This is a genomic window from Paenibacillus chartarius (assembly GCF_042432825.1).
Classification (GTDB): domain Bacteria; phylum Bacillota; class Bacilli; order Paenibacillales; family NBRC-103111; genus Gordoniibacillus; species Gordoniibacillus chartarius.
The window spans coordinates 15032-35768 of the sequence record NZ_JBHLWN010000063.1; the positions used below are offsets into that span (position 1 = coordinate 15032).

Below are 20737 nucleotides of genomic sequence, written 5' to 3' on the forward strand. Positions count from 1 at the left end.
AAGGGAGGGAGTCGGAATGGTTATATTATTTCTTTTGCTTTGGATTCTGGCCACCATCCTGGTAACGACCAATCCGACAAGTGAAGCGACCCGATGGGGCGGCGCCGTCGCTTTTTTCTCCGGATTTGGAGGTTTGGCCGATGTGATGGACGAGTCGGTCAGTCCGTTCCTGCGTGAATGGTTGTCGGAGGACCATGCGATGATTGGGATGGCACAAGGTGCGGTGGGCGTTTTTTCCTCCTTGTCGCATTACATTTCGCCTTATGTGCTGCTCATGTTCAGCTTTCGCTGCACGGGTGTCTGGACGAAAAATCGGGTGGACAGGATAATCTCGGCTATCGTGTTTTTTCTTCCGATCCCGGTCATGTATGCGCTGTTTCCGGTTTATCCTCAGCTTCAGGCCGACTTTAGGCTGCTTACGCTTTGGGTTGCTCCATATGTGCTGACCGCCAACTTCCTGATGATTCGCTCCGCGATCCGGGAAGGGCAAACGCTCCTGAAACGGCAGAAGGGAATGCTCTGCGTGATCGTCAGCCCATTGACGCTGTTCTCGCTGTTAACCAATTATGTTCTGCGAGTGTTTCACGTCGAAGAAGCGTGGCGGTACAATACCTGGATGATTATTCTCGGCTTTATCGCGTTTCTCTATTTTGCCGCCAGATACGGACTGCTCGGCGTCAGGCTTCGGTTCGAAAAACAGAGCCTGGAAAGCACGATGCGGGCGGTCAGCATGGGAACGAGCTTTTTGAATCATACGATCAAAAACGAAATTACGAAAATCTCGATGTCCACAGATAATTTACTGGTCTCCACGGCGGCTGCCGATCCAAACACGAAGGAGCAAGTCGAGATTATCGCCGGTGCAGCGGCGCATATGCTGGCGATGGCGGAGCGCATTCAAGAACACGTGCAGGAACTTGTACTGAATGAAGAGACGGTTAGGATGAGCGACCTGATCGAACGGGCGTTGCTGCTGTGCCGTCCGTTAATGGACGCGAAGCAGATTCATGTGAACTGGAACGCCGCATGTACCGTCTACCTTCGCTGCGATCCGGTGCACCTGACGGAAACGCTCGTCAATGTGATCCGCAATGCGGTCGATGCAATGTCGGCGGGAGGAGAACTGACCATCTCGGTTGCATTTGAGAAAAAACAGCTCATTGTGTCGGTTCAAGATAACGGAACGGGCATCTCCAAAGAACATCTGGCTTTTGTGTTCGAACCGTTTTTTACAACGAAACCGAATCGCAGCAATCACTTCGGTCTCGGTCTATCTTACGTGTATAACGTTATGCGCAAACACGGCGGTTCGCTTGACATTCACAGTCTGGAAGGAGAAGGAACGACGGTCTATCTTCGTTTTCCGATTCATGCCATCGTGGATGTTTCGGCGGATGACAGAGAGGAGGAGCACGATGGAAAACATTCGCGTTCTCATGGTCGAAGACGATCCGGACTGGATCAAGACGATGACGAATTATCTGCATCATCAGCCAGATATATTGGTAGCCGGATCGGCGACGAACAAGGAAGAGGCAGTTCGTTTGACGCAAACGCTATCATTTGACGTGGCGCTCGTGGACATTCATCTGACGGAAAACCGGCAAGAGGGCATCGATGCGGTCAGCGAAATCGTGCACCTGCAGCCGGTCAAGGTGATCATGCTCACGGGACAGGAAGACGAAGAGTTAATCATCCGGTCTTTTGCCGCCGGAGCGGTCAATTACTTGTACAAAACCCGTTACCGGGACATTCCGGCCGCGATTCGGTTTACGTATCAGAATGCGGCGCCGATCGAGGTGTTGCTGAAGGATTACGAACGGTTGAAGCAAGATGAAAAATTGCGTGTGTTGACCACGGCCGAGCGGGAAATTTTCGATCTGGCCGAGCGAGGGTACACGCTGTCGCAAATCGGCCAAGTATTGCACAAAACTGAGCAGACGATCAAGAACCAAACCGGTTCGCTTTTGAAAAAGCTGGGTGCGCGCCGTCTGAGGGAAGCGGTAGAGACGATCAGAAAACGAATACGGTAAGTGGAATGAGATCCGGCGTGGGCCGGATTTTCTTTTTGGCTAAAGCGGTAGAGGTACTAAAAAAATGAGTACCTTGGACATTATTTCCCCAAGAAAGTGAGTACTGCCGGATGAAGTGCGGAATTTGTAAAATGAAGGTAGAAGATGACGTAATATTCAGACTAATTCGGATAAGTGACATTCTGCGATGTTCTTGGCTTTATTATCGATCGGAAACGTCAGAGAATGACAAGGGATGGAGGTGGAAGTTCTAAAGAATCAATACTGTCTTTGTCTTTTGATGAAGGAATCTCTAACAGAACTAATCATGGGAGGTAAATAGGGATGAGATATCGCTATGAAGCAATTGAAGAGTGGCTGGAAGCGTTGCCGATGTGGAAAGAGCACGTGGAGCTATTGCAAACGCAGTTGTCGCATTTGCCGGGTTTGACCCAACGGCTGGAGCTTGTAAACGTTCACGGAGAACGACAAAAAGTCGATCATGTGCTGAATGAGGTTATCCGGCGGATCCGCATTCAGGAAGAAGAACTGCCATTCTGGGAAATGCGCGTCCATTTGCTCGAACAGGCCGTAGCCCGCTTGCAGGAATTGGACCGGCAATTCGTAGAGCTGCGGTACATAAAAAGACTGGACAGCAGGAGAATGATGGAACGTTTCCATTTGTCGCACAGTGTCTTTTATCGCAAGCGGCAAGAAATATTGCGGCAATTGTACTTGGCAGTCGGAGGAGATCAATCGATTTTATGGGTGGAACATCAGGAAAGCGGAATAGGGAGTTGTGCGATATTTTCTTGTGCGAAGTTGTCTTGATTTTGAGGTTATGGGATGAACCCGCCGGTATTCTCATTTACTGGCGGGTTCTTCTCATTGTCGGTTATTCAAACAGATTCGTCGAGATTTCGTCAATTGAAGTAGTTGTTTCTTTAAGACAGTCTTCTCTCTTTTCAAATGGCTCTTTTCGTAAATATTGTTGTTATTGAATAATTATAAGAACGAGATTACTGTCGCTAAGACCAAACTTATAGCAAGGGATAGACATAGACCAATAACAAAGCCTCTAAAATGGAAAAAGTAACTTTTGTATTCGGACATTCCTTCTGTTCCTTTGATGATAAGAAGTTAAATTTGGTTTGCATTAGTTCTGATTTAGTCTTTAATGCAACTATTTTTTGAATGTTCGCAGGATAGGATTGCAGAGTCGAGGGTTGTAATACAAAGTTCCCAAGATGATCGTAGAAAGCACAATAGATATTGTTACTCCATATAACATGATCGACTCCCTAAGTGCATTTTAATCCCTTCCTCTTTAAGCACTCTTTATTGCAGTCACGGTTGTATGATTCGCTTTCCTATCATGAATTAATTCATCGTCTCTCAGAAATCAGTTATTATCCTCGAGCCTAAACTCCATATCGCTTTCTCCCCCAAAACTGCGGATCTTATCTTCCATTATAAAATAGCAGTATTGTGAACGCCATCCTTACTATAGTCGAAACGTTCATCGAATTACTTGCTTCAAAAAGTCGAAACAAATCGCAAACGAATACCTCACAACAATCGCAGCACAGTGAAACAAAGAAGATACAACCATGGAACCATAGCGGGATGATTTCGTGGTACGATGGTATTGTAGGTGAATAAGGACAGGCTTTTCGAGTGCTTTCTTTTTTGTAATAATCAGGAAAGGAGCGGATGGTTGGGTTCAAGGTGGTTCGGCTTTAGCGGATCCTGTCGGTGGATTCGCTAATTTGCCGTTTTGTCATGAATGTGTCAAAAAGTGGCACAATGGCGTCAGCAATCGGGAGACGACAGCGTCACCAAATCCGTGATACATTGCTATTGTGCATATATGCGGACAGGCGGTCCAACGGTGGAATCGCCTGTCTTTTTGTTTGACCGAATGCCGTTAACGGCAGGTTGGAGCGGAATCTGGCTGTTTCGCCAGGACGGTTTTACTCTGCCGCCGGGCAAAGGAGCGCAGCTTTCTCTTAAAAGGAGAAAGTCAGGCGCTCTTTTTTGTCTCCTGTATAAGGAACGTATCTATGAAAATGATAGAAAGGAGAATCAGCCATGAGGGAATCGAATGTCGCTCTGGCAGAGAAGCAAGCTAAACTGTCCGAACGTGGCTGTATGCCTAGCATGAAAAGCGATACCCCGAAGATGACGTACTCGTTATGCTTTTACGAGAAGTTGATGCGTCAGGATTGGTACGGCCGGGTTAGAGGACGAATTCGACAAAGGGGGTGGCGATGGTGAAAGAGCGCATTTCATACGGAAAGGTGGAAGGCTGGCTGACGGACTTGCCGGAATGGCGGTCTCGGCTGGAGACGCTTCAAGCGCAAATGGATCACATTCCCGGACTTGCGCAACGACTCGAACTGGTAAACATTCATGGCAAAGGACAAAAAAACGAAGCGATTTTAAATGAAGTGATCCGGCGGCTTCAGGTGAAGGAAATCGAGATTCCGTTGCTTCAAGCCAAAATACAGGTGCTGGAGACGGCAATTCGCGGGCTGCACGCGGATGAGCAGCAGCTGGTGGAATATAAATACCGGATGAATTTGCCGACATTGACGGCTGCGGAAAAGCTGAACATTACGCTGCGCAGCTTTTACCGGTTGCGGCGTCGAACGCTGGAGCACTTGTACCGCATTGCGGGAGGTAAAGATTCCATCCTTGGCCTGAAGGACGATTTGCTTGATTCGGAGGCTACCTGAACATGCGGATTGTTGTCACGTTGCTGTCTCAATTTCGTCATGCCCCGGCACAACAAAGTCAGCAATTGGGGGAGGATGATGTCGCAAAAAAATGGTATGCTTGTATTGTGAAAGAATGTGAGACAGGCCGACCGGCATTACCGGAACCGCCTGTCTTTTTTATTTCTAAAGGGTTCGTGGAAGACAAGTTTCCGGAGCCTTTTCGAAGGGGTGATGTACTTTACGGACAACAAACAACCGTATAGCAAGGAAGGGAGGGAGCCGCGATGCTCTCTTTTTTGTTTCCGCCATGGTGCGAGCCGGGGCGCGGCAAGCATAAGGAAACGCTCTGGTTCGAAGTGATGCCCTCCCTGGATGCCGCGCAGATGGACTTCGCCAAAACGGCGCGTTTTGCTAGACATATCAGCCAGCTCGGCCATTCCCGCTTCCAGCGTCTTCGATATGGACAGTTAACCTTTCGTTTCCTGATCCGGTGCGCAGGACCCGCCGGACGCGTACGATTGTATTTCTCTGTCCCCGACATTCGCTGGATGGGGTTTCGCACGGGCTTTCATACTCAGGTGCACGGGATCTATTTGCTCCCGGTGGAAGCGCCTGTGTTTGCGGCTGGTTCGGGCAACAACGTGATCGTGGCCGAAGGCCGTCCGGCGTACAGGGGCGCGCTGTCGGTCGCTGCCTTTCATCCGGCGGGCAAAGACCCGGTGGGCGAGATGATCGCAGCGATGGGCGCGGGAGAGCTCAAGGCGGGCGAGGAGGTTTGGCTTGCGCTGTCGTTTGCGCCGGCGGGGAAACGTATTCTGCAACGCCGCATCCGCAAAGCGGAAAACTGGCTGCGTTCCCCATCAAGCGAGCCGGTCTCGCTTCAGGCGATCTGGCGGGAGATGCAAACGAATCAGAAGGAAAAACGAGGCCCACGGGAGCTTACCGTCCACCAACAAAACGTCATGCGCTCGCTTCAAGCTAAGAAAGACGAGGACGAAATCGGGCTGTGGACAGGTTTTCGCGTCCTCATTCGTTCGCATGCGGCCAAAGCGAGACTGCAGACGATGAACGACATGCTGCAAACGATGAAAAGCGGCAACGGCATTGTGCTGCGTCCCGTTCGGGGAAAGCGGGCAGCGCCTATTCCGGGCTGGCCTTCAAAGAAGCTGCTGCTCACCTCGGAGGAGCTCGGCTACTGGCTGCGCATTCCCGCTTTCGGCGATCCGGCCGCCGCGCATATGGAAAAAATGCATGCGAAGATCGTGCCTGCTCCGGTGGGACTCTCGGAAGGGCTGTACATCGGCAAAAGCAATGTGCCGGGTACGGACCGGGAGATCCGCATGCCGGTGAACCAGATGCTCAAGCACGCATTTCTCGCCGGAACGACCGGCTCGGGGAAAACGTCGACGCTGCTTTCCATCATGACCCGAATGGTCGATGACTTGGAACGTTCGCCGGAGAAAGCGCCGGGCTTTACGTTTCTCGATCCGCACGGCGGGGCGATCGAAACGCTGCTGAGCTATATCCCGAAAAGCTTGTACCCGAAGCTGCATATCATCCCGCTCGGGCCAACCGACCGGCCGCGCGGCTTCAACTTGTTTCAGTCTGCGCATGCCGATGTGCGGGAAAGCCTCACAGGGGAATTTGTCACGACGCTGCAGCAGTTGTTTCCCGGGTCGCGGCCGCGGGCGGAGCATTATCTCCGCAACGCTGTGCTCAGCTTGCTCTTCGTGCCGCCGCAAACGGTGCTCGGCGTCATCGATATTTTCTTCAATGAGCCGTTCCGCAAAAAAATATTGCCGCATCTGGATTTGCATTTGAGTCATTTTTGGACGAACGAGTTCGCGGAGATCAAAAACTTCGGCGAGCACCTCGGACCGATTATGAACAAGCTTGGCGCTTTGACCACGTACCCAATGTCGCGGCGCATGCTCGGCCAGCTTCACAGCAGCGTCAACACGAGGCAGGTCATGGATGACGGCCACATCGTGCTGATCGACGGCTCTGGCTGCGTACCGGATTTGCTGAAGATATTGGCCAGCCTGTTTTTCATCGACTACCATTTCACCTGCCGCAAGCGGCCTCAGCATCAATCGAAGGCGCATTTCTTCTTTGCCGATGAGATTCATCTGTTTGCGACGGACATTTTGACGAAAATACTGGCCGAGGACCGCAAGTTCGGCTTGTCGCTGTTTCTGGCCACGCAGTATTTGTCGCAATTGTCCGACCGCATATTGGAGGCGATTCTCGGCAACGTCGGCACGCTGATGCTGCTTCAGCTTGGCGGTCCGGATGCGGACAAGCTGTCGCGGTGGCTGAAGCCGCTTGTGACGAACGCCGATCTGATGAATCTCGCCGAGCTTCATGCCATCGTACGCACGAAAGGCCATGAAGGCCGGCTCGAGCTGTTCACGATCAAAAACGATATCGTCCCCATCCGGCACGAAGCCTGGATCAAGGAGGCGCGGGCCTGGTCCGACACACATGACGGGCGTGCAGTGGATGAGGTGGAGCGGGAATTGCTTGGAAGCGCGATGCCGGGTCAAACTGCAACCGGCGATCATCATTTTCACCCATGATTTTCCCCTTTACGAGCAAGAAAGACAGAGAGAACGACTGAGAGAAAGACAGAGAGAACATCTGAGAGAAAGACTGAGAGAAAGCCGGAACCTTGCGAATCGCCAAAAAACCGTATGGTGTCGCGGTAAACCGGGACCCGGCCTGGCCCGACTAATCACCCACATGCGGCCCACGCGAACAAGGAGGTGGAAAACAAACCGATGTATTATGCGGCGAAAAAAGAACTGCAAGAAATGCTGTACCGCTACATTCTGCTTACTGCCGATCAAGTCGCTGATTTGCTCCATTACCGCAAAAAGACGGTATACAGCATGGCTTCCGAATTGAAGAGAGAGGGGAAGGTGCAAAGCGTCATCCTCCCCTTTCTGCGAAAGAACCACATCGGCTACGCGCTGACCCGGGACGGGGCGAAAGAGGCGGCGCGGCGAATCGGGGACGCGGAGACGTTCCGCAGCCACGGATGGAAAGAAGCACCGTTGCAGCTCGAACATTTTTACGGGACAAACGCATTTTTTATTTCCCTCATTCGCCATAGCCTGACTGAGCCCGGCGAAGGCTTGCTTGAATGGTTGGGCGCTCGCGAAGCGGCGGAACGGTACGTGCAGACACAAACTTCGGGACGCCAATCGAGACCGGTCAAGCCGGACGGAATGGGCGCCTATTTGCTGCCCGGACGGGGCAGGCTCGTCTTTCATCTGGAGTATGACACCGGGAGTGAGAGCACCTGGCGGTTGAAAGAAAAAATGTGGAATTACGGGCGGCTGCTCCCCACACTCTGGCCCAAAGTCGAAGCGGTGCATGTGCTGTTTGTGACGAAAATCGCCAGCCGCCCGGGGCCGCTCATCGACATTTGGCAGGCGCTTTGCTCGGGATCATTGAGCGGCATGCGGCTGCCGAACATTTGGGTCATTCATGAAAAAGAATGGATGGCCAAAGGGGTCGAGACAGCGCTCTGGTGGGGAAGGGACGGCCAGCGGATAAGATGGAAGGACATGCCGCTGCTCTCCCCTCCCGTGGATCCGAACTTGCTGATTCTCGGCAAACAGCCGCGGGAGCCGTCACCGATGCAGGGGAGGTGAACAAGGTGGAGATGCGCTGGTTTCCGAAACTGGTTTTATGGAGCATGCTGACCCTTTCCTGTCTTGGAGCGGTGTCCACACTGCTCAATACGGAAGCCGATCCGGCGCCGATCCTTCTCAAGCGAACCCTGGAACAGCAAATGGCGATCCAGACGGCGGTAAGCTTTGCCCGAGAATGGATGCGCTGGGACGGAGAAGAACTGCCGGAAGCTCGAGTGCAGCGGCTTAAACCATACGTCACTCCGGATGCGCTGAACCGTGTTTCTGCGCTTCAACCGGAACAAAAAGCAAAACGGCAGGAGATAATCTCGTCGGAGTTTGTTGCCCTGACTTCCAGCAGCGGCTCGCGCTACACAGTTCGGATTCGGGTCATTGCTGCAACTCCCGAACGGGTCGTATGGGAAGCCGATGTGCCCGTGTGGGTGCAGGCCGGAAAGGGCGCTGCCGTGACTGCGCCGCCGCTCATCCGTTTGCCGCAGGAGCCGCCTGCCGTTCCGGAGACCGGAAGCGGGGAATCGGCTGCATCTGCAGAGGTCAAGCAGCGGATGCGTCCGGCGATCGAAAGCTTCCTGAAAGCGGTGTGCGAAGGCAAGGATGCGGACAGCCTGTTCAACTACGTCGCGACCGGCTCCAATGTGAAACCGCTCGAAGGCAGGCTTCGCTTCATTGCGCTGGATCGGCTGGAAGCAACCGGAACGGGACCGTATCAGGTTGCCGTTACGTTTTCGGCGCAGGATGCGGCGACCGGCTTTCGGTTCACACAGATGTGGAAGCTGACGGTAACGGAAGAAAACAAGAAGTTTTTTGTAGGGTCTGTGGAGTAGGCGGTCTATGGGTGGAAAAAAGGGAGGTTCGACTTACGATGTCCAAACAGGAAGAAGAACGGCAAGCGATACTTGCCCGGCTTCAGCAACTGGATCGTCATGGCGTTTGGACCGACGAAAAAAGCAGGATGGAAGGATATCCGCCGCTCACTTTGCATGAAGCGCGGGCCAAATGGGCCGCCATGTCGGATCCGAAAAATCAATGACGGTTAGCGGGAAGCGATTAGAAATCAGAAACATCTTGTAATAAAAGGGGTGGGACAGTGGAAGGGGATTTTGTGAATACCGGGTTGCTTGTCGTTAAGCGGCTGCTGCAAGCCATTTTCCTCACCATCGCGATATACCGGGGCGTGAAAATGTACGCGAACGGCGAGACGAACCGGCTTTGGTCGCACATTGTGCTGTCGACGATTTTGGGCATTTTCGTCTTCGCTCCCGGCATTGCCAAGTACTTGGCGCTCTACGTGCTAAAGCAGCTTGGCATTTCCGTTGATGGGCTGACGGATACGACAGGCGGGTGAGGCCGGATGGACGAGGAAAAAACGGAGTCCTACCGCGCGTTGTACCGGGTTCGACCGCTCATTTACCATATCGGCGACATTCGCCTGTGGATGCCGATCCGTCAGGATGGCGTGGTGCTCTGGTTTGTATACATCGGTGTGTTTTTCGTCTTTTGCTACGTGTTCCCGGTGCTGGCCTGGCTGCTCCCGCTTGATCGGACGATCACGATGGTCGTAGGCCCGATTGCCGCAGCCTACTACACGGTCAAGCTCGATCCGGCGGGGAAAACCGTGCCGCGTTATTTGCGGGATATTTTGCATTTTTTGGTGCGCCCGAAATGGTTCGTCCGCTGGCAGGCGAACCGCCAGCCTGGAGGGAAGCGAAAGCTCCGGTTTGTTGGCCGCTACCGTCCGTATGAACGAGTCACGCTGCAAAGCGGCGGAGAATTGTGGCGCGGCGGCAGCGGCTCGCTTAGCGGAACGGTCGAGGGCTTGGAGATGCTTGCCCTTCCCGCCAATATGCGTGTTCGCTGGCGCGGGCGTTCCGGGAGGCTGACCTTGACGCCGGTGAAACGACCATCCAAACGGGCGGTTGTTCCACCTGCCGTGCTGGAAGGGAAGACCCAAAGGACGCTGGTGTGGATGACAGCCGCTCCGGTGCAAATACAGCGAGAGAAGAAAGACGAACACATGGAGATATGGAAGGTTGGAAAACGGAACGGCATGCAGCGAAAGGAGGACGGCGTGTAAATGAAACCATTGCTTGACACCATCCGGCCGGAAGCGCTCAAAGCGATAAGCCCCGGAGATGTTATCGTGTTCCGGATGGTAAACAACGAACAATGCAGCGGCGTCATTGAATGGGTCTCTCCTCAACATGACGCTTTCACGTTTGCCGATCGCGGGTTTCGGATTCATGCGGTCGAAATTGCCCGTATCGAATCGCACATCCCGGCCGGTTCATCTTCGCGATGAAGAATCTAATGCGGTGTAGGGAGGTGAAGGGCATTGACTTTTCCGGTGTTATATTGGGAACAAAACCTCCTGTTCGACACGCTGCTGAAGCCGTGGGCGGTGTATCGCATTTCGCTGAAGCCGTATGCGTACCAATCCTCGGAGAAAAAGCGCGGCACGGTCAGTTCGATGCAGCAATTTCTGCACAGCTATCACGGCAGCGGCCAATTGCTCTCCGTCACCCGGATGATGGACGCCGCGATGTGGCGGGCTAGGCGCATAGGCCAAGGCGCGGAATACGAGCGATATGTGAAAGCGGTCATGCAGCGGTTTGCCGAGCGGCGGCCGTGGCAGCGATCGCTTTATCTCATTTTGCAGCTGTCCGCCGTGCACAAGCAGTTCCCGGAAGTGGATTTATCCGGTTGGCGCAAAACCGGCGAAACGCTGCGGGAGTGGGCTGGCGCGATGGGGCGCAATATTCAGGAACAGTTTTGGTACCGCCAGCGCGGGGAACTTGAGCTGGAGCGACTGAACATCGCGTTGTCCGCTGAAAGCTTGCAGTTCAATCAGGTCAACCACCACTTAAACGGCGAACGGTGCGGGCCTCGGGAGATCGAGTGGCTAATCCGGCGCGGCTTTTTCCGAGGGCTGGCGCTCGAGCCGGAGCTCACGCTGACGCCGGAGACGATGCGGGAGGTTCTGGTGAAGGGCGAGAAGGTGCTGCTTCGCCCGAAAAAGTCGCTGCCGGTGCTGCTCGCCGCCGATCTGGTCGGCGAAGAAAAGATGAAGACGTGGATCGTGCATCACGACGACTGGGAGGAGGACAGCCGTAAAAGCTATCAGGCGTTTTTCTCGGTCGTCGATGTGCCGGAGGAGATTTCGACCATCGGCGACGAGTGGCTGTATGCGCTCGAAGACCTGCCGTTTCCCGCCGAAGTGAGCATCCATTTTCAGGTACAGACGCCGCACGAGGCGGCGGGCGGCTTGCAACGAAGCCGCAAGGCGCTCAAAGACCAACGTCGCGAGTATAAGGAAGCGTCCGAGGAAACGCCGATTACGCTCGAATGGGCGGGCAAGCGCGGGCGGGTGCTTGAAAACAAGCTGCAAAAAGGGATGCCGCTCGTTTGGTCGTCGACGTGGCTCAATGTCGCGGCTTCCTCCCGGAAGGAACTGGAGGAACGGGCGGCGCAGCTTTCGCAATTGTATGCGACCAAGCAAATCCGCATCGTTCGATCGCCGGCCGATCAAGCGAAGGCGTTTCAACTCTTTTTGCCCGGTTCTGCGATGGACAAGCAAAACCGCATTCCGATGGATCCGAAGTTTTTGGCGGCGGGCATGCTGCACGGCTCCCGGGAGATTGGCGATCCGGACGGGGATTACATCGGCCGGACGCTGCACCGCATTCCGGTGCTGCTCGATCTGAAGCGTCCGATGTCCAAGGTACTGAACCGGTCCGGTGCGATCGTCATCGTCGGCACGCTCGGTTCCGGAAAGTCGGTGCTGAAGAAGACGTTGTTTTACCACGGATACAACCAGGGCGGCATCGTATTTTCTATTGATCCGAAAGATGAAGACAGTTGTTTCGCCCTCATCCCGGATATTCAGCAGAACATGGTGCGCCTGAACTTTTCGGCGGAATCGGCGACGAAATTCAATCCATTTCGGATGTCAAAAAGCGAGGAACGAGCGCACGGCATTGTACTGGATTTCCTCAGTTTGCTGCTCGAGGGGACAAAAAGCGACGAGCGGGCCGACGCCATCATGGAAGCCGTGGAACGGACCTTTGAGCGGGATCGGCGCGATCTGCATCTTTTTATCGAAGAACTGGAGCGTGTTGCGGCGGAATCGCCGGTGGAAGCGATTCGGGTAGAGGCACGGCGCTGCGTGAACCGGCTGCACTCTTACTCGCGCAGCCCGTTCGGAAAGTTTATCTTCGCCCGCGACGGAGAAGAAAACACGTATTTGAGCGGCGCGCGTTTTATCGTCATTACGCTCGCCGGTCTGCCGCTCCCCAAGAAGCGCAGCGAACGGCTGCAGACGGCGCTGACGCCCAACGAGCGGTTCGGCCTTGGCATCATGTATTTGGTTGCGGCGCTTGGGCGCGAGTATATGTTTTACAGCCCGCACGACCTGCTCAAAATCTTCGGCATCGACGAAAGCTGGATTCTTCGTTCCTTTCCGGAAGGCGCGCTGCTCATTGATGAAATCATTCGGATGGGCCGTTCCTTTCAGGTCGTGCCGCTCTTGGCGACCCAAAACCCTGGAGACGTTTCGGATGAGGAGACGAGAAACAATCTCGGCTCCATTTTTTGTTTCCGCACCGAAGACCCGCGGGCGATTGCGGACAATCTGACGCTGCTCGGTCTCGATCCCGACGACGAGGACATGATCCAATCATTCCGTGAACTGAAAGCCGGGGATTGCTTCATGAAAGACATTACCGGCCGGATCGGGCGGGTGCACATCGAGCCGACGCCGGACGATCTGCTGACCATCTTTAATACGACGCCGGATCGACATCCGCCGGAAAGGGGGGAAACCCATTGAAACGACAATGCCGATTCGGACTGTTATTGGTGGTGTTAATCGCTTGCATGATGACATTGGCAAATCCGGTTGCCGTATCTGCTGAAACACCAAAAGACATGCTGGATCAGCTGTTGCCCGGAGAAAGCGAGATGGGCATTGAACCCGGGGACCGGACGCTCGATTACCGCCAGTATCCGACGGATCACTACACATGGGATTTGGGCTACGATCTCGTCGAGTGGTCCGGGTGGAAGCCGCGACTGAACAACCCGTTTCCGATTGTGTTGAACTGGATCGCCAACGTGCTGTTTCTGTTCAGCGCGTTTATCACCCGCCTTTGCATTTTCCTGATGCAGCTCGGCTTTCACACCGATCTCGTCAATGAACAGCTTTCGCTGATTATGCCGATCATGGATGGGCTAAGAACAAGCATCTTTTCCAAGTTTCTGCCTTGGGCGCTCGTGCTCTTGGCCGCTTGGATGGTGAAAGTCGGATACTGGAACAACCAGACGTCGCGGCTCATGTCCGGCGTCATCGGATCGATTGTTGTGCTCATAGGAAGCTACTGGTTTTTCACGCATGCGGGACAGAGTATCCGCGCAGTGTCGCAGACGATGGACAAGCTGACGCAAGTGACGATGGGCTCCTTGGCCGCGCCCTACCAGCGCGTGACCGGCGAGCAAATGGACGCGGGACTCGCGAACGCGGCGGACCAGCAGCTTCTGGCGACGTCCAACCGGCTGTGGAAGCTGTTTGTCGACCGTCCGTGGCTGATCGGGCAGTTTAACCGTCAGGACGCAGGCGCGGTGCGCATGACGTCGGAGGAAGTGGAAGCGATCTTGGACCGAGCCGAAGAGGAAGACACCACGATCGGGGTGCGGGTCGGCGATGCGTGGTCGCATTGGATGCGGCAATACGCGCCCGGGATGAAAGAGCGGGATATATTGCGGAAGGTGCTGGGCGATCCGAAAATCGACCACGGCGATCACGCGGACGTGCCGTATTTGTTTGCCGGCGGTTCGGCGGGCATCCGCTGCCTGGTCGCGCTGCTGTCGCTGATCGCTACCCTGACGTTGCTGCTGTTTGTCGGGACCATTTCGCTCATCTTGATTGTAGCGCAAGAGATGGCGCTCGCGATCATCATCCTCGCGCCGGTTGTGCTGTTGATCGGCCTGTTCCCGGAGCGGGGAGTTGCGTTCGTGCGGCGTTGGGTCGGCTGGCTAATCGGGACGCTCGGGACCAAGGTGATCTACGGTTTTTACCTCGGCTTTACGCTGCTCGTGGCCGACATCGTCGCGCGCGGTTCCGGCATTCTGATGCTGCAGCAAATCTTTGTGGCGCTGCTGTTTTTCTGCGCGTTTTTGTTCCGAAAGAAAATCCTGAAGCAACTGCTTGGCATCTTCCAAGCGCCGACGCCGCATGAGATGTACGACGCTTCCAAGCGGGAGGTCGCTTATCATGTCGAGGAGGCGAAACAGTCGTGGGAGAACACGAAGGAGCGCGCGAAGAAGGCGAAAGTCACGGCGAAAAAAATCATCGACAAGCTCAAGTAGCGGAAAGGGGAAGGATGCATGGAGCGACTGGCGGAGTGGCTGAAGCGTGAATTGAAACTCGAGTCCGTTTTGTTCGTTGAGAAGCATTCCCACGGGCATTTGCTTAAGGGGGCGGCTCAGGAACGGGAAGTAGACTTGTTGGTCGTATCTTCGGGACATGTATGGTTGAAACAGCCGAGTGAACGGTCCTGGAGAACAACGGGCGTTTACGTTCCGGATCGGGTACTGTTTTAAATCTCAAAGCGAGGGGGAGGTTAGCATGGATGAACCTGTGTTCGACCCCGCTAAGATGGAGCGGTTGGTAAAGCGCGATGCGCTTCTCCGCTTTGTCGTGGAGGATTTGGTGAAGCGCGGCCATTCGAGGGAAAAAGCGCTGGAAGTTACATTTAACGGCTATGTATTGGATGACTCGGTGATGATGAGCGAGTATGAAAAGGCTTAACGAATAGTAAGGATGTGCTGTTATTGGGGATTGCATGAGGCAAAAAGATAGATCGTCTAAGATTGAATCAAGCAAGCCATTAAGGGGAGGGATTCCTCGACATGAACGTCGTTCAGGACTTGGAGGCATTGCTCGACGATTTGCAGGAGCGGGTTGAAAACGGAGACGAGTCGTGCCGCCCGCTTTTACAAAAGGTCGAGGCGGACTTGAAGCAGGCGAGGCAACGGGAAGACATACGAAGAGAGAACCGGGAAACATGAGCGCGAAGCAATCCGTCTTGTTGAAAGCCGCGATCTGGATCATCAGCAGTATCGGGGTGGGCGGCGTGCTTCTAATGCTTGGTTTCGGACTCGTATTCCTGCTGATCATGGGCATGTTCGTGTCGCAGTCCGGCGCATCGATCGGTGTCCCGCCAATGCCTGAGCAACGGGAAATCAACATTCCCCTGACGATGCTGCCGATCTATTTGCAGGCCGAACAAGGTCAAGTTCCCTGGTCGAGACTTGCCGCCATTCATCAAGTGACAACGGATTTTGGCGAAAGAAAGCCTTCATCCGGTAATCGGGTGGGATTCGTGGGATTTCCTGCAGAATTGTGGCATACGTATCAAAAGGATGGGGATGGCGACGGGGACACCGAGGCGGAGAACCCGTATGACGCGATTTTTTCTCTGGCTCATTACTTGGGAAGCTCGGTCGGCGAACCTCGTCAGAAGTTGGAACGGTTTTTGCCGCAACCTAGCGACGTCGACCGGGTGCTTGGCTTAGAGCGAAATTTTCATACTCTCCTGTTCATCGAAAACGGATGGTTATGGCCGTTCCCCGGCTCGCCAGTCGTTTCGAGTCCTTACGGGTTGCGTATCGATCCGCTTACGGGAAAGGAGACATTTCACAAAGGAATCGATATCCCGGCGGCTAAAGGAACACCCGTTCTCGCTGTTCAAGGAGGAACTGTGACCGCCGTTTCGTCCGATCCGGACGGGTACGGCCACTTTATCCGGATCGACCATGGAGGCGGAATGCAAAGCGTATATGCGCACCTCTCCCAGATTGTCGTGGAAGAAGATCAGCGGGTGAGTCAAGGAGAATGGATCGGGTTGGTCGGCAGCTCGGGAAGATCGACGGGTCCTCATCTGCATCTGGAGATACGGGAGTACGGATCGACGACCGATCCTTATTTGAAGTGGAAGACGGACGAGGAGTGTGATGGTGTGGCGGAAATTCATCTCGAGCAAGGTGCGGACGGATTCATGATATACTTGGTTCTTTCCGCTACTGAGCCTCGTCCTGTCGGGTTTCGATGGGGGTTTCACGATGCCGCCGCGCTCGCTTTGGATTTGGCAATCAAACGGAACATTCCGGCGAACAACGTGTTCTACAAAGGACGAAAACTGTCCGATTATATGTAGGTAATATTTCGGAAAAAAACGGGGTGATGCTTTACGGAAACCTGGATGTGGGTATGCAGAGGAATCCTTGGATTGGTGGTGATCGTATCGTTAATCACCGATCTCCGAAGCCGGCACATTTTGAACGTCGTGACCCTCCCTGCCATGGCAGCGGGTTTTCTCGCGATGGCGGCAACCGCGACGATACAAGGCCGGCTTTTCTTATTGATCCCGTTTGTGTTGGCGTTCCTTTGTTCCGCCGGATTTTGCCTGTTTATGGAGAAAAGCAGCATTTGGGCGGCCGGGGACAGCAAGCTGTTTTTGGCCGTGGCGGTTTGGATGAACGGCATCGTTCCGCCGCTATGGGGGACAAGCCTTCTTATCGGATGGACGGCGAGCCTTCATACGGGAGTGTGTGTGATCCAGTTTTTCGCACGGCGAAACCGGCGCAACTTGTCCATGTCATGGCATTACCCCGGGTCGATGACGATTGCGCTCGCAAGCGGGATGACCCTGCTGCTGCATGAATGGATGGCAAGGGGGAACTGGTGACATGAAGGTGAAATGGACCGCGGTTGTTGGCATGGCCTTGTTGATGTCCACCGTTTTCGCGGGGATGGGATTCCATCTGTGGAAGGACCGGTTGGTTCTGGCGCCCGTTGTCGTGACCGTCGAGACCGTCCCCGACTGCAGCCCGATTCCCCCTTCTTCCTTGAAAATTATCCGGCTGCCGCAAATGGGAATTCCCCCGGGAACGGCCCGGATATTGGCAGATGTTGACAACTTGTGGACAAGCTGTGGCTATTCGATTCCGAAAAACAGCTTTGTTTATATGGCTCATCTTTCCACAGCAGATGAACGAAATGCAGGAGAAACAGGACAGCAATCTTCAGATGCGCGGAGAATTACGGTTCCAATCGACGATGCCGCAAGTATGGGCGACAGGTTTCACCGGGGCGATCGAATTGATGTCTGGTTCGTATCGAAGCCTAAGCCGAAAGGCAGCTTTGTCGGCAAATTGTTCGGGGATATTGAAGTGTTGGATGTGAAAGGCAATAGCGGAAAAACGAGCGGGCAGACGGGCGGTTCGGAAGGGAAGAAAGGATTGCTTTCCTTTTCTCCGATGTCCGCTTCCCCTTCGCAAACGCTCCTTACGATTTCGCTGAAGGAGGAAGACATTCCATTCCTCCTGTCCGCCCAGGAAGAGGGCAAGCTCGTGTGGGTGGGTCTCGGGAACAAGGTTGATGATACGGGGCATCCGCTGGACGCGAAAGCGTGGCTAACGTCCCGCTGGGGGAAGGAAGGGGAAGCACCTTGATCATTGGCATTTATGCGCCAAAACCGAATATGGGCGCCAGTACGTTGGCCCGGGAACTGGCGAATCATGCCGCCGCTCGCGATCGGAAGGTACTGCTCGTGGAACTGGAGTACCATTATCCGAGCGCCGCAATCGAGTGGGGAATGGCAGATAGCAAGCGATGTTTGGAGCGCGCGATTGCGGATCGCATGGAATCGGACGATTGGCGTTTGGAGAAGTATTTGCTGCCGCATGGACCAAGCAACAATCCATCGGCTGTACCGCAGCGGCGGACAAAGGGGCGTTCATCGGATTTGCGGATGTTGGTTCCTTCCGGCATGCGAGGCTTCGAGCATATCCCGGGAGAACCGGAATCGTTTGTTCCCGAGGTATGCCGGCAAGCGGAGCAACTGGGTTTTCATTGGGTCATTCTGGACATTTCCAGCGATGCGGATTCCATGCTAACCATATCCGCACTCCGTCATGTGGATCTATGCATTACGATCCACGATGACCGGATCGCTCACCGAACCCTGTTCCGGCACCGCTGGAATTTGCTTCGCTGCTTGGGATGGAGTTCCCCGGTCATTCCGGTTTCGGTTCGGCTGCGTCCGGGAAAACAACGGTCGCGGGCAAATCCAGATTTGGAAGATTGGGAGCAGCCGCGGGTCGCATTCCCTTATGTGCGAAATTCAGCGTTGTTTTCATTTTCCGGATGGAGGTATCGCAAGGCGCTGAAACTACTGTTTCGGTTGATCCAGCGAATGGAGCAACAAACCATGGTGAAAGGCGGCGATCAAAGGTGACCATGAGCTTGGAAGTCGATGCTGTTGTCTCTGCCAGGCTCACCCCGCTTGGACGCGAGCGGCTTCGGCTTGATCCGGTTTCCCTGTGGCTTCAGTGGGAGATGTTTGGGCAGCTCATTACGGATGTACAGAGAGCGTTGCTGCAACAAGAGCGACTGTCCGGTTGGGAGCAAGCGGATGTCATGCCTGTCATCGAAGCTTGGGTATCGGAGCGGACCGGACTGTATGGAAACGGGCTCAGGCGAGTTGCGCAAAGAATAGATTGGGAACTGTTCGGGTGGGGCATCCTGGAACCGTTGATCGCGGACGAATCCGTAACAGATATCATGGCAAGCGCGCAAGAAATCTGGATTCAGCAGGATGGAGTGAAACGGCGGTTGTCGATACGATTTCGCGATGAGGAACATATGATCCGAATCGCCCGGAAAATCGCGCACGCAGCCGGTCAATCAATCACTGTCGGAGAGCCATTCGCGACCTGTGCCGTTCGCGGGATGCGGATCAATGTGATGATTCCACCAGTTTCGGCGGAGGGGACCACGATCATCGTTCGAAAATATCGGGAGCGCCGGTGGACCGAGCAAGCCTATCTTCGCGCCGGAACGCTCAATTCCGATATTTGGCGGTTTCTCTCCGACGCGATGAAGGCCGGACTGACGGGCATTATCAGCGGTCCGATGGGTTCCGGGAAAACGACGCTCTTGCAAAGCCTGATTGCCCACGTGCCGGATGGGGAGGGCATATTGGTGGCGGAAACCGTGCCGGAACTGTTTTTGAAGACGTTGTATCCTTCCAAATGCATCATCAGTGTCATCCCGCGACTTCGCGGACATGAGTCCAGCCGGGTCAGCCTGGAGCAATTGTTTGAAAATGCGCTTCACCAAAACGTGAGGCGCTTTATTTTTGGAGAAATTCGCGGTGCGGAGACGGCGCTTGTCCTAGAGGCGTTTCAAACCGGCCACTCGGGATGGACCACGATGCACGGGGACGATCCGAAAGATACGGCGCAGCGTTTGGTCCACATGTGCTTGCGCAGTCAGCGGCAGATGGATCCGGAATATACCGGGAAAATGATCGCCCATGCGGTGGACCTGATCGTGCAGATGAGGCATTACCGCGTAACGGAAGTGGCGGAGGTGACCGGTTATCGCAACTGCCAACCGGAAACGGCTCCTTTGTATGTCTATGAGGATGGCTGCTGGGTGAAGCGTGAGTCCCCTTCCTCCGCCTTGCTTGCCAAAATCAAGCGGGGGATCGGGTCATGAAGCGAAACGGATGGGGGCAATTGCCGTGGCCGTTGCCATGGCGGTATGTTTCGGCTGCACGCGCATGCGGATGGGAATTGCCGCACTTTTTGTATATCAGCATGCTGGCAGCCGCCATTGCGGGCGGTTTAAGCTTGGGGTCGTTGTTTCATCATCCATGGCTCGGTCTGGGGATGGCGGTCTTTGCGGCTTATGCCGCACCCGGGGAACTGCTCGAAGCCGTTCGCAGGCGAAACCGAAAGAAACTGCGGAATACATGGATCGAAACGATCCGGTTGCTCCACAATTCCTATCTTGTGTGCGGGGAATGGCGAAAGGCGATTCAGCTCAGTCTTTCCCACATGCCGGATGAAACTAGGGGCCTTTTTCGGGAATGGTTTCGCTGCGAACATTTGGGGATGTCTCTTCCCGACATGATCTGGGAAGGCAAGAAACGAATGCCGATCGCGGAACTGAACCTCTTCTGGGAAGCGATCCAGCTGCTCGAAAACGTCGGCGGCCCGCTCGGAGAAACGCTCCTGGAAGAGTCCGTCGCGTGGATCGAAGAAGCGAGTGCGAGGGCGGAAGACATGGACAGGGAAATATCGGCCAGACTGACCGAATCCCGCCATTTGTTTGTTTTGTTTCTCGTCGAACTCCTCTTTTTGAGGATCGTGGAAGGTACTTTCTTTTCCGGCTTGTTTGATAGCGCGATCGGACAAACCGCAATGGTTGTTCTGTTTTCCATGAATGCCTTATGTGTGATGTGGGTGCGTCTTCACATCCGCAAATTGGAGAACGGCTAAAGGG

23 protein-coding genes are annotated in these 20737 nt (G+C 54.4%); all 23 read left to right on the top strand.

What is annotated here, in order from left to right:
* The first annotated feature begins 16 nt into the window (after positions 1–16).
* The 23 genes from ACFFK0_RS15400 (at position 17) to ACFFK0_RS15510 (ending at position 20733) form a co-directional block, all read left to right on the top strand.
* Entirely contained in the window at positions 17–1567 is a 1551-nt protein-coding gene (locus ACFFK0_RS15400; protein ID WP_377471150.1) for a sensor histidine kinase, read from the top strand.
* Positions 1470–2033 (top strand): response regulator transcription factor, encoded by a 564-nt coding sequence (locus tag ACFFK0_RS15405; RefSeq protein WP_377471178.1) that lies wholly within the window; start codon positions 1470–1472, stop codon positions 2031–2033. Before ACFFK0_RS15400 ends, ACFFK0_RS15405 begins: the two co-directional genes overlap by 98 nt.
* A gap of 324 nt (positions 2034–2357) precedes the next feature.
* Positions 2358–2843, top strand: coding sequence for a hypothetical protein (locus ACFFK0_RS15410; protein ID WP_377471151.1), 486 nt, complete (start codon positions 2358–2360; stop codon positions 2841–2843).
* 1439 nt (positions 2844–4282) lie between these two features.
* Entirely contained in the window at positions 4283–4750 is a 468-nt protein-coding gene (locus tag ACFFK0_RS15415) for a sigma-70 RNA polymerase sigma factor region 4 domain-containing protein (RefSeq protein ID WP_377471152.1), read from the top strand.
* A 2-nt stretch (positions 4751–4752) separates the two neighbouring features.
* Entirely contained in the window at positions 4753–4995 is a 243-nt protein-coding gene (locus ACFFK0_RS15420) for a hypothetical protein (RefSeq protein WP_377471153.1), read from the top strand.
* 21 nt (positions 4996–5016) lie between these two features.
* Positions 5017–7311 (top strand): ATP-binding protein, encoded by a 2295-nt coding sequence (locus ACFFK0_RS15425; RefSeq protein WP_377471154.1) that lies wholly within the window; start codon positions 5017–5019, stop codon positions 7309–7311.
* Between the two features lie 201 nt (positions 7312–7512).
* Complete coding sequence (locus ACFFK0_RS15430; protein WP_377471155.1) at positions 7513–8391, top strand: replication-relaxation family protein; 879 nt, start codon at positions 7513–7515, stop codon at positions 8389–8391.
* Between the two features lie 11 nt (positions 8392–8402).
* A complete protein-coding gene (locus ACFFK0_RS15435; protein WP_377471179.1) occupies positions 8403–9215 on the top strand; it encodes a conjugal transfer protein in 813 nt (270 codons plus the stop codon).
* Between the two features lie 38 nt (positions 9216–9253).
* Positions 9254–9421: a hypothetical protein gene (locus ACFFK0_RS15440; protein WP_377471156.1), complete on the top strand. Its 168-nt coding sequence runs from the start codon at positions 9254–9256 to the stop codon at positions 9419–9421.
* A 72-nt stretch (positions 9422–9493) separates the two neighbouring features.
* Positions 9494–9736, top strand: coding sequence for a hypothetical protein (locus tag ACFFK0_RS15445; protein WP_377471157.1), 243 nt, complete (start codon positions 9494–9496; stop codon positions 9734–9736).
* A 6-nt stretch (positions 9737–9742) separates the two neighbouring features.
* Positions 9743–10465 (top strand): TcpE family conjugal transfer membrane protein, encoded by a 723-nt coding sequence (locus ACFFK0_RS15450; RefSeq protein ID WP_377471158.1) that lies wholly within the window; start codon positions 9743–9745, stop codon positions 10463–10465.
* Complete coding sequence (locus ACFFK0_RS15455) at positions 10466–10690, top strand: hypothetical protein (RefSeq protein ID WP_377471159.1); 225 nt, start codon at positions 10466–10468, stop codon at positions 10688–10690.
* Between the two features lie 33 nt (positions 10691–10723).
* Positions 10724–13216: an ATP-binding protein gene (locus tag ACFFK0_RS15460; protein WP_377471160.1), complete on the top strand. Its 2493-nt coding sequence runs from the start codon at positions 10724–10726 to the stop codon at positions 13214–13216.
* Between the two features lie 47 nt (positions 13217–13263).
* A complete protein-coding gene (locus tag ACFFK0_RS15465; RefSeq protein ID WP_377471161.1) occupies positions 13264–14751 on the top strand; it encodes a hypothetical protein in 1488 nt (495 codons plus the stop codon).
* Positions 14752–14769: 18 nt separating this feature from the next.
* Positions 14770–14985, top strand: a complete 216-nt coding sequence (locus ACFFK0_RS15470; protein WP_377471162.1) for a hypothetical protein — start codon at positions 14770–14772, stop codon at positions 14983–14985.
* Between the two features lie 25 nt (positions 14986–15010).
* Positions 15011–15193: a hypothetical protein gene (locus tag ACFFK0_RS15475; protein ID WP_377471163.1), complete on the top strand. Its 183-nt coding sequence runs from the start codon at positions 15011–15013 to the stop codon at positions 15191–15193.
* A gap of 101 nt (positions 15194–15294) precedes the next feature.
* Entirely contained in the window at positions 15295–15453 is a 159-nt protein-coding gene (locus ACFFK0_RS15480; protein ID WP_377471164.1) for a hypothetical protein, read from the top strand.
* Positions 15450–16601, top strand: coding sequence for a M23 family metallopeptidase (locus tag ACFFK0_RS15485; protein ID WP_377471165.1), 1152 nt, complete (start codon positions 15450–15452; stop codon positions 16599–16601). The genes ACFFK0_RS15480 and ACFFK0_RS15485 overlap by 4 nt, the downstream gene beginning before the upstream one ends.
* A gap of 75 nt (positions 16602–16676) precedes the next feature.
* The gene (locus ACFFK0_RS15490; protein ID WP_377471180.1) at positions 16677–17132 is read left to right on the top strand and encodes a prepilin peptidase; all 456 of its coding nucleotides are present in this window, start codon (positions 16677–16679) and stop codon (positions 17130–17132) included.
* Position 17133: 1 nt separating this feature from the next.
* Entirely contained in the window at positions 17134–17898 is a 765-nt protein-coding gene (locus tag ACFFK0_RS15495; RefSeq protein ID WP_377471166.1) for an RcpC/CpaB family pilus assembly protein, read from the top strand.
* Positions 17895–18683, top strand: a complete 789-nt coding sequence (locus tag ACFFK0_RS15500; RefSeq protein ID WP_377471167.1) for a CpaE/TadZ family protein — start codon at positions 17895–17897, stop codon at positions 18681–18683. The genes ACFFK0_RS15495 and ACFFK0_RS15500 overlap by 4 nt, the downstream gene beginning before the upstream one ends.
* A gap of 2 nt (positions 18684–18685) precedes the next feature.
* Positions 18686–19948 (top strand): TadA family conjugal transfer-associated ATPase, encoded by a 1263-nt coding sequence (locus ACFFK0_RS15505; RefSeq protein ID WP_377471181.1) that lies wholly within the window; start codon positions 18686–18688, stop codon positions 19946–19948.
* A complete protein-coding gene (locus ACFFK0_RS15510) occupies positions 19945–20733 on the top strand; it encodes a type II secretion system F family protein (protein ID WP_377471168.1) in 789 nt (262 codons plus the stop codon). The genes ACFFK0_RS15505 and ACFFK0_RS15510 overlap by 4 nt, the downstream gene beginning before the upstream one ends.
* Positions 20734–20737: the final 4 nt, after the last annotated feature.

Bases quoted from the DNA above. Each gene is read 5' to 3' on its own strand.
- ACFFK0_RS15415 (WP_377471152.1), top strand. From the start codon at position 4,283: ATGGTGAAAGAGCGCATTTCATACGGAAAGGTGGAAGGCTGGCTGACG.
- ACFFK0_RS15485 (WP_377471165.1), top strand. From the start codon at position 15,450: ATGAGCGCGAAGCAATCCGTCTTGTTGAAAGCCGCGATCTGGATCATC.
- ACFFK0_RS15410 (WP_377471151.1), top strand. From the start codon at position 2,358: ATGAGATATCGCTATGAAGCAATTGAAGAGTGGCTGGAAGCGTTGCCG.
- ACFFK0_RS15480 (WP_377471164.1), top strand. From the start codon at position 15,295: ATGAACGTCGTTCAGGACTTGGAGGCATTGCTCGACGATTTGCAGGAG.
- ACFFK0_RS15400 (WP_377471150.1), top strand. From the start codon at position 17: ATGGTTATATTATTTCTTTTGCTTTGGATTCTGGCCACCATCCTGGTA.
- ACFFK0_RS15440 (WP_377471156.1), top strand. From the start codon at position 9,254: ATGTCCAAACAGGAAGAAGAACGGCAAGCGATACTTGCCCGGCTTCAG.
- ACFFK0_RS15405 (WP_377471178.1), top strand. From the start codon at position 1,470: ATGACGAATTATCTGCATCATCAGCCAGATATATTGGTAGCCGGATCG.
- ACFFK0_RS15495 (WP_377471166.1), top strand. From the start codon at position 17,134: ATGAAGGTGAAATGGACCGCGGTTGTTGGCATGGCCTTGTTGATGTCC.
- ACFFK0_RS15420 (WP_377471153.1), top strand. From the start codon at position 4,753: ATGCGGATTGTTGTCACGTTGCTGTCTCAATTTCGTCATGCCCCGGCA.
- ACFFK0_RS15465 (WP_377471161.1), top strand. From the start codon at position 13,264: ATGATGACATTGGCAAATCCGGTTGCCGTATCTGCTGAAACACCAAAA.
- ACFFK0_RS15475 (WP_377471163.1), top strand. From the start codon at position 15,011: ATGGATGAACCTGTGTTCGACCCCGCTAAGATGGAGCGGTTGGTAAAG.
- ACFFK0_RS15425 (WP_377471154.1), top strand. From the start codon at position 5,017: ATGCTCTCTTTTTTGTTTCCGCCATGGTGCGAGCCGGGGCGCGGCAAG.
- ACFFK0_RS15470 (WP_377471162.1), top strand. From the start codon at position 14,770: ATGGAGCGACTGGCGGAGTGGCTGAAGCGTGAATTGAAACTCGAGTCC.
- ACFFK0_RS15510 (WP_377471168.1), top strand. From the start codon at position 19,945: ATGAAGCGAAACGGATGGGGGCAATTGCCGTGGCCGTTGCCATGGCGG.
- ACFFK0_RS15435 (WP_377471179.1), top strand. From the start codon at position 8,403: ATGCGCTGGTTTCCGAAACTGGTTTTATGGAGCATGCTGACCCTTTCC.
- ACFFK0_RS15450 (WP_377471158.1), top strand. From the start codon at position 9,743: ATGGACGAGGAAAAAACGGAGTCCTACCGCGCGTTGTACCGGGTTCGA.
- ACFFK0_RS15505 (WP_377471181.1), top strand. From the start codon at position 18,686: ATGAGCTTGGAAGTCGATGCTGTTGTCTCTGCCAGGCTCACCCCGCTT.
- ACFFK0_RS15430 (WP_377471155.1), top strand. From the start codon at position 7,513: ATGTATTATGCGGCGAAAAAAGAACTGCAAGAAATGCTGTACCGCTAC.
- ACFFK0_RS15455 (WP_377471159.1), top strand. From the start codon at position 10,466: ATGAAACCATTGCTTGACACCATCCGGCCGGAAGCGCTCAAAGCGATA.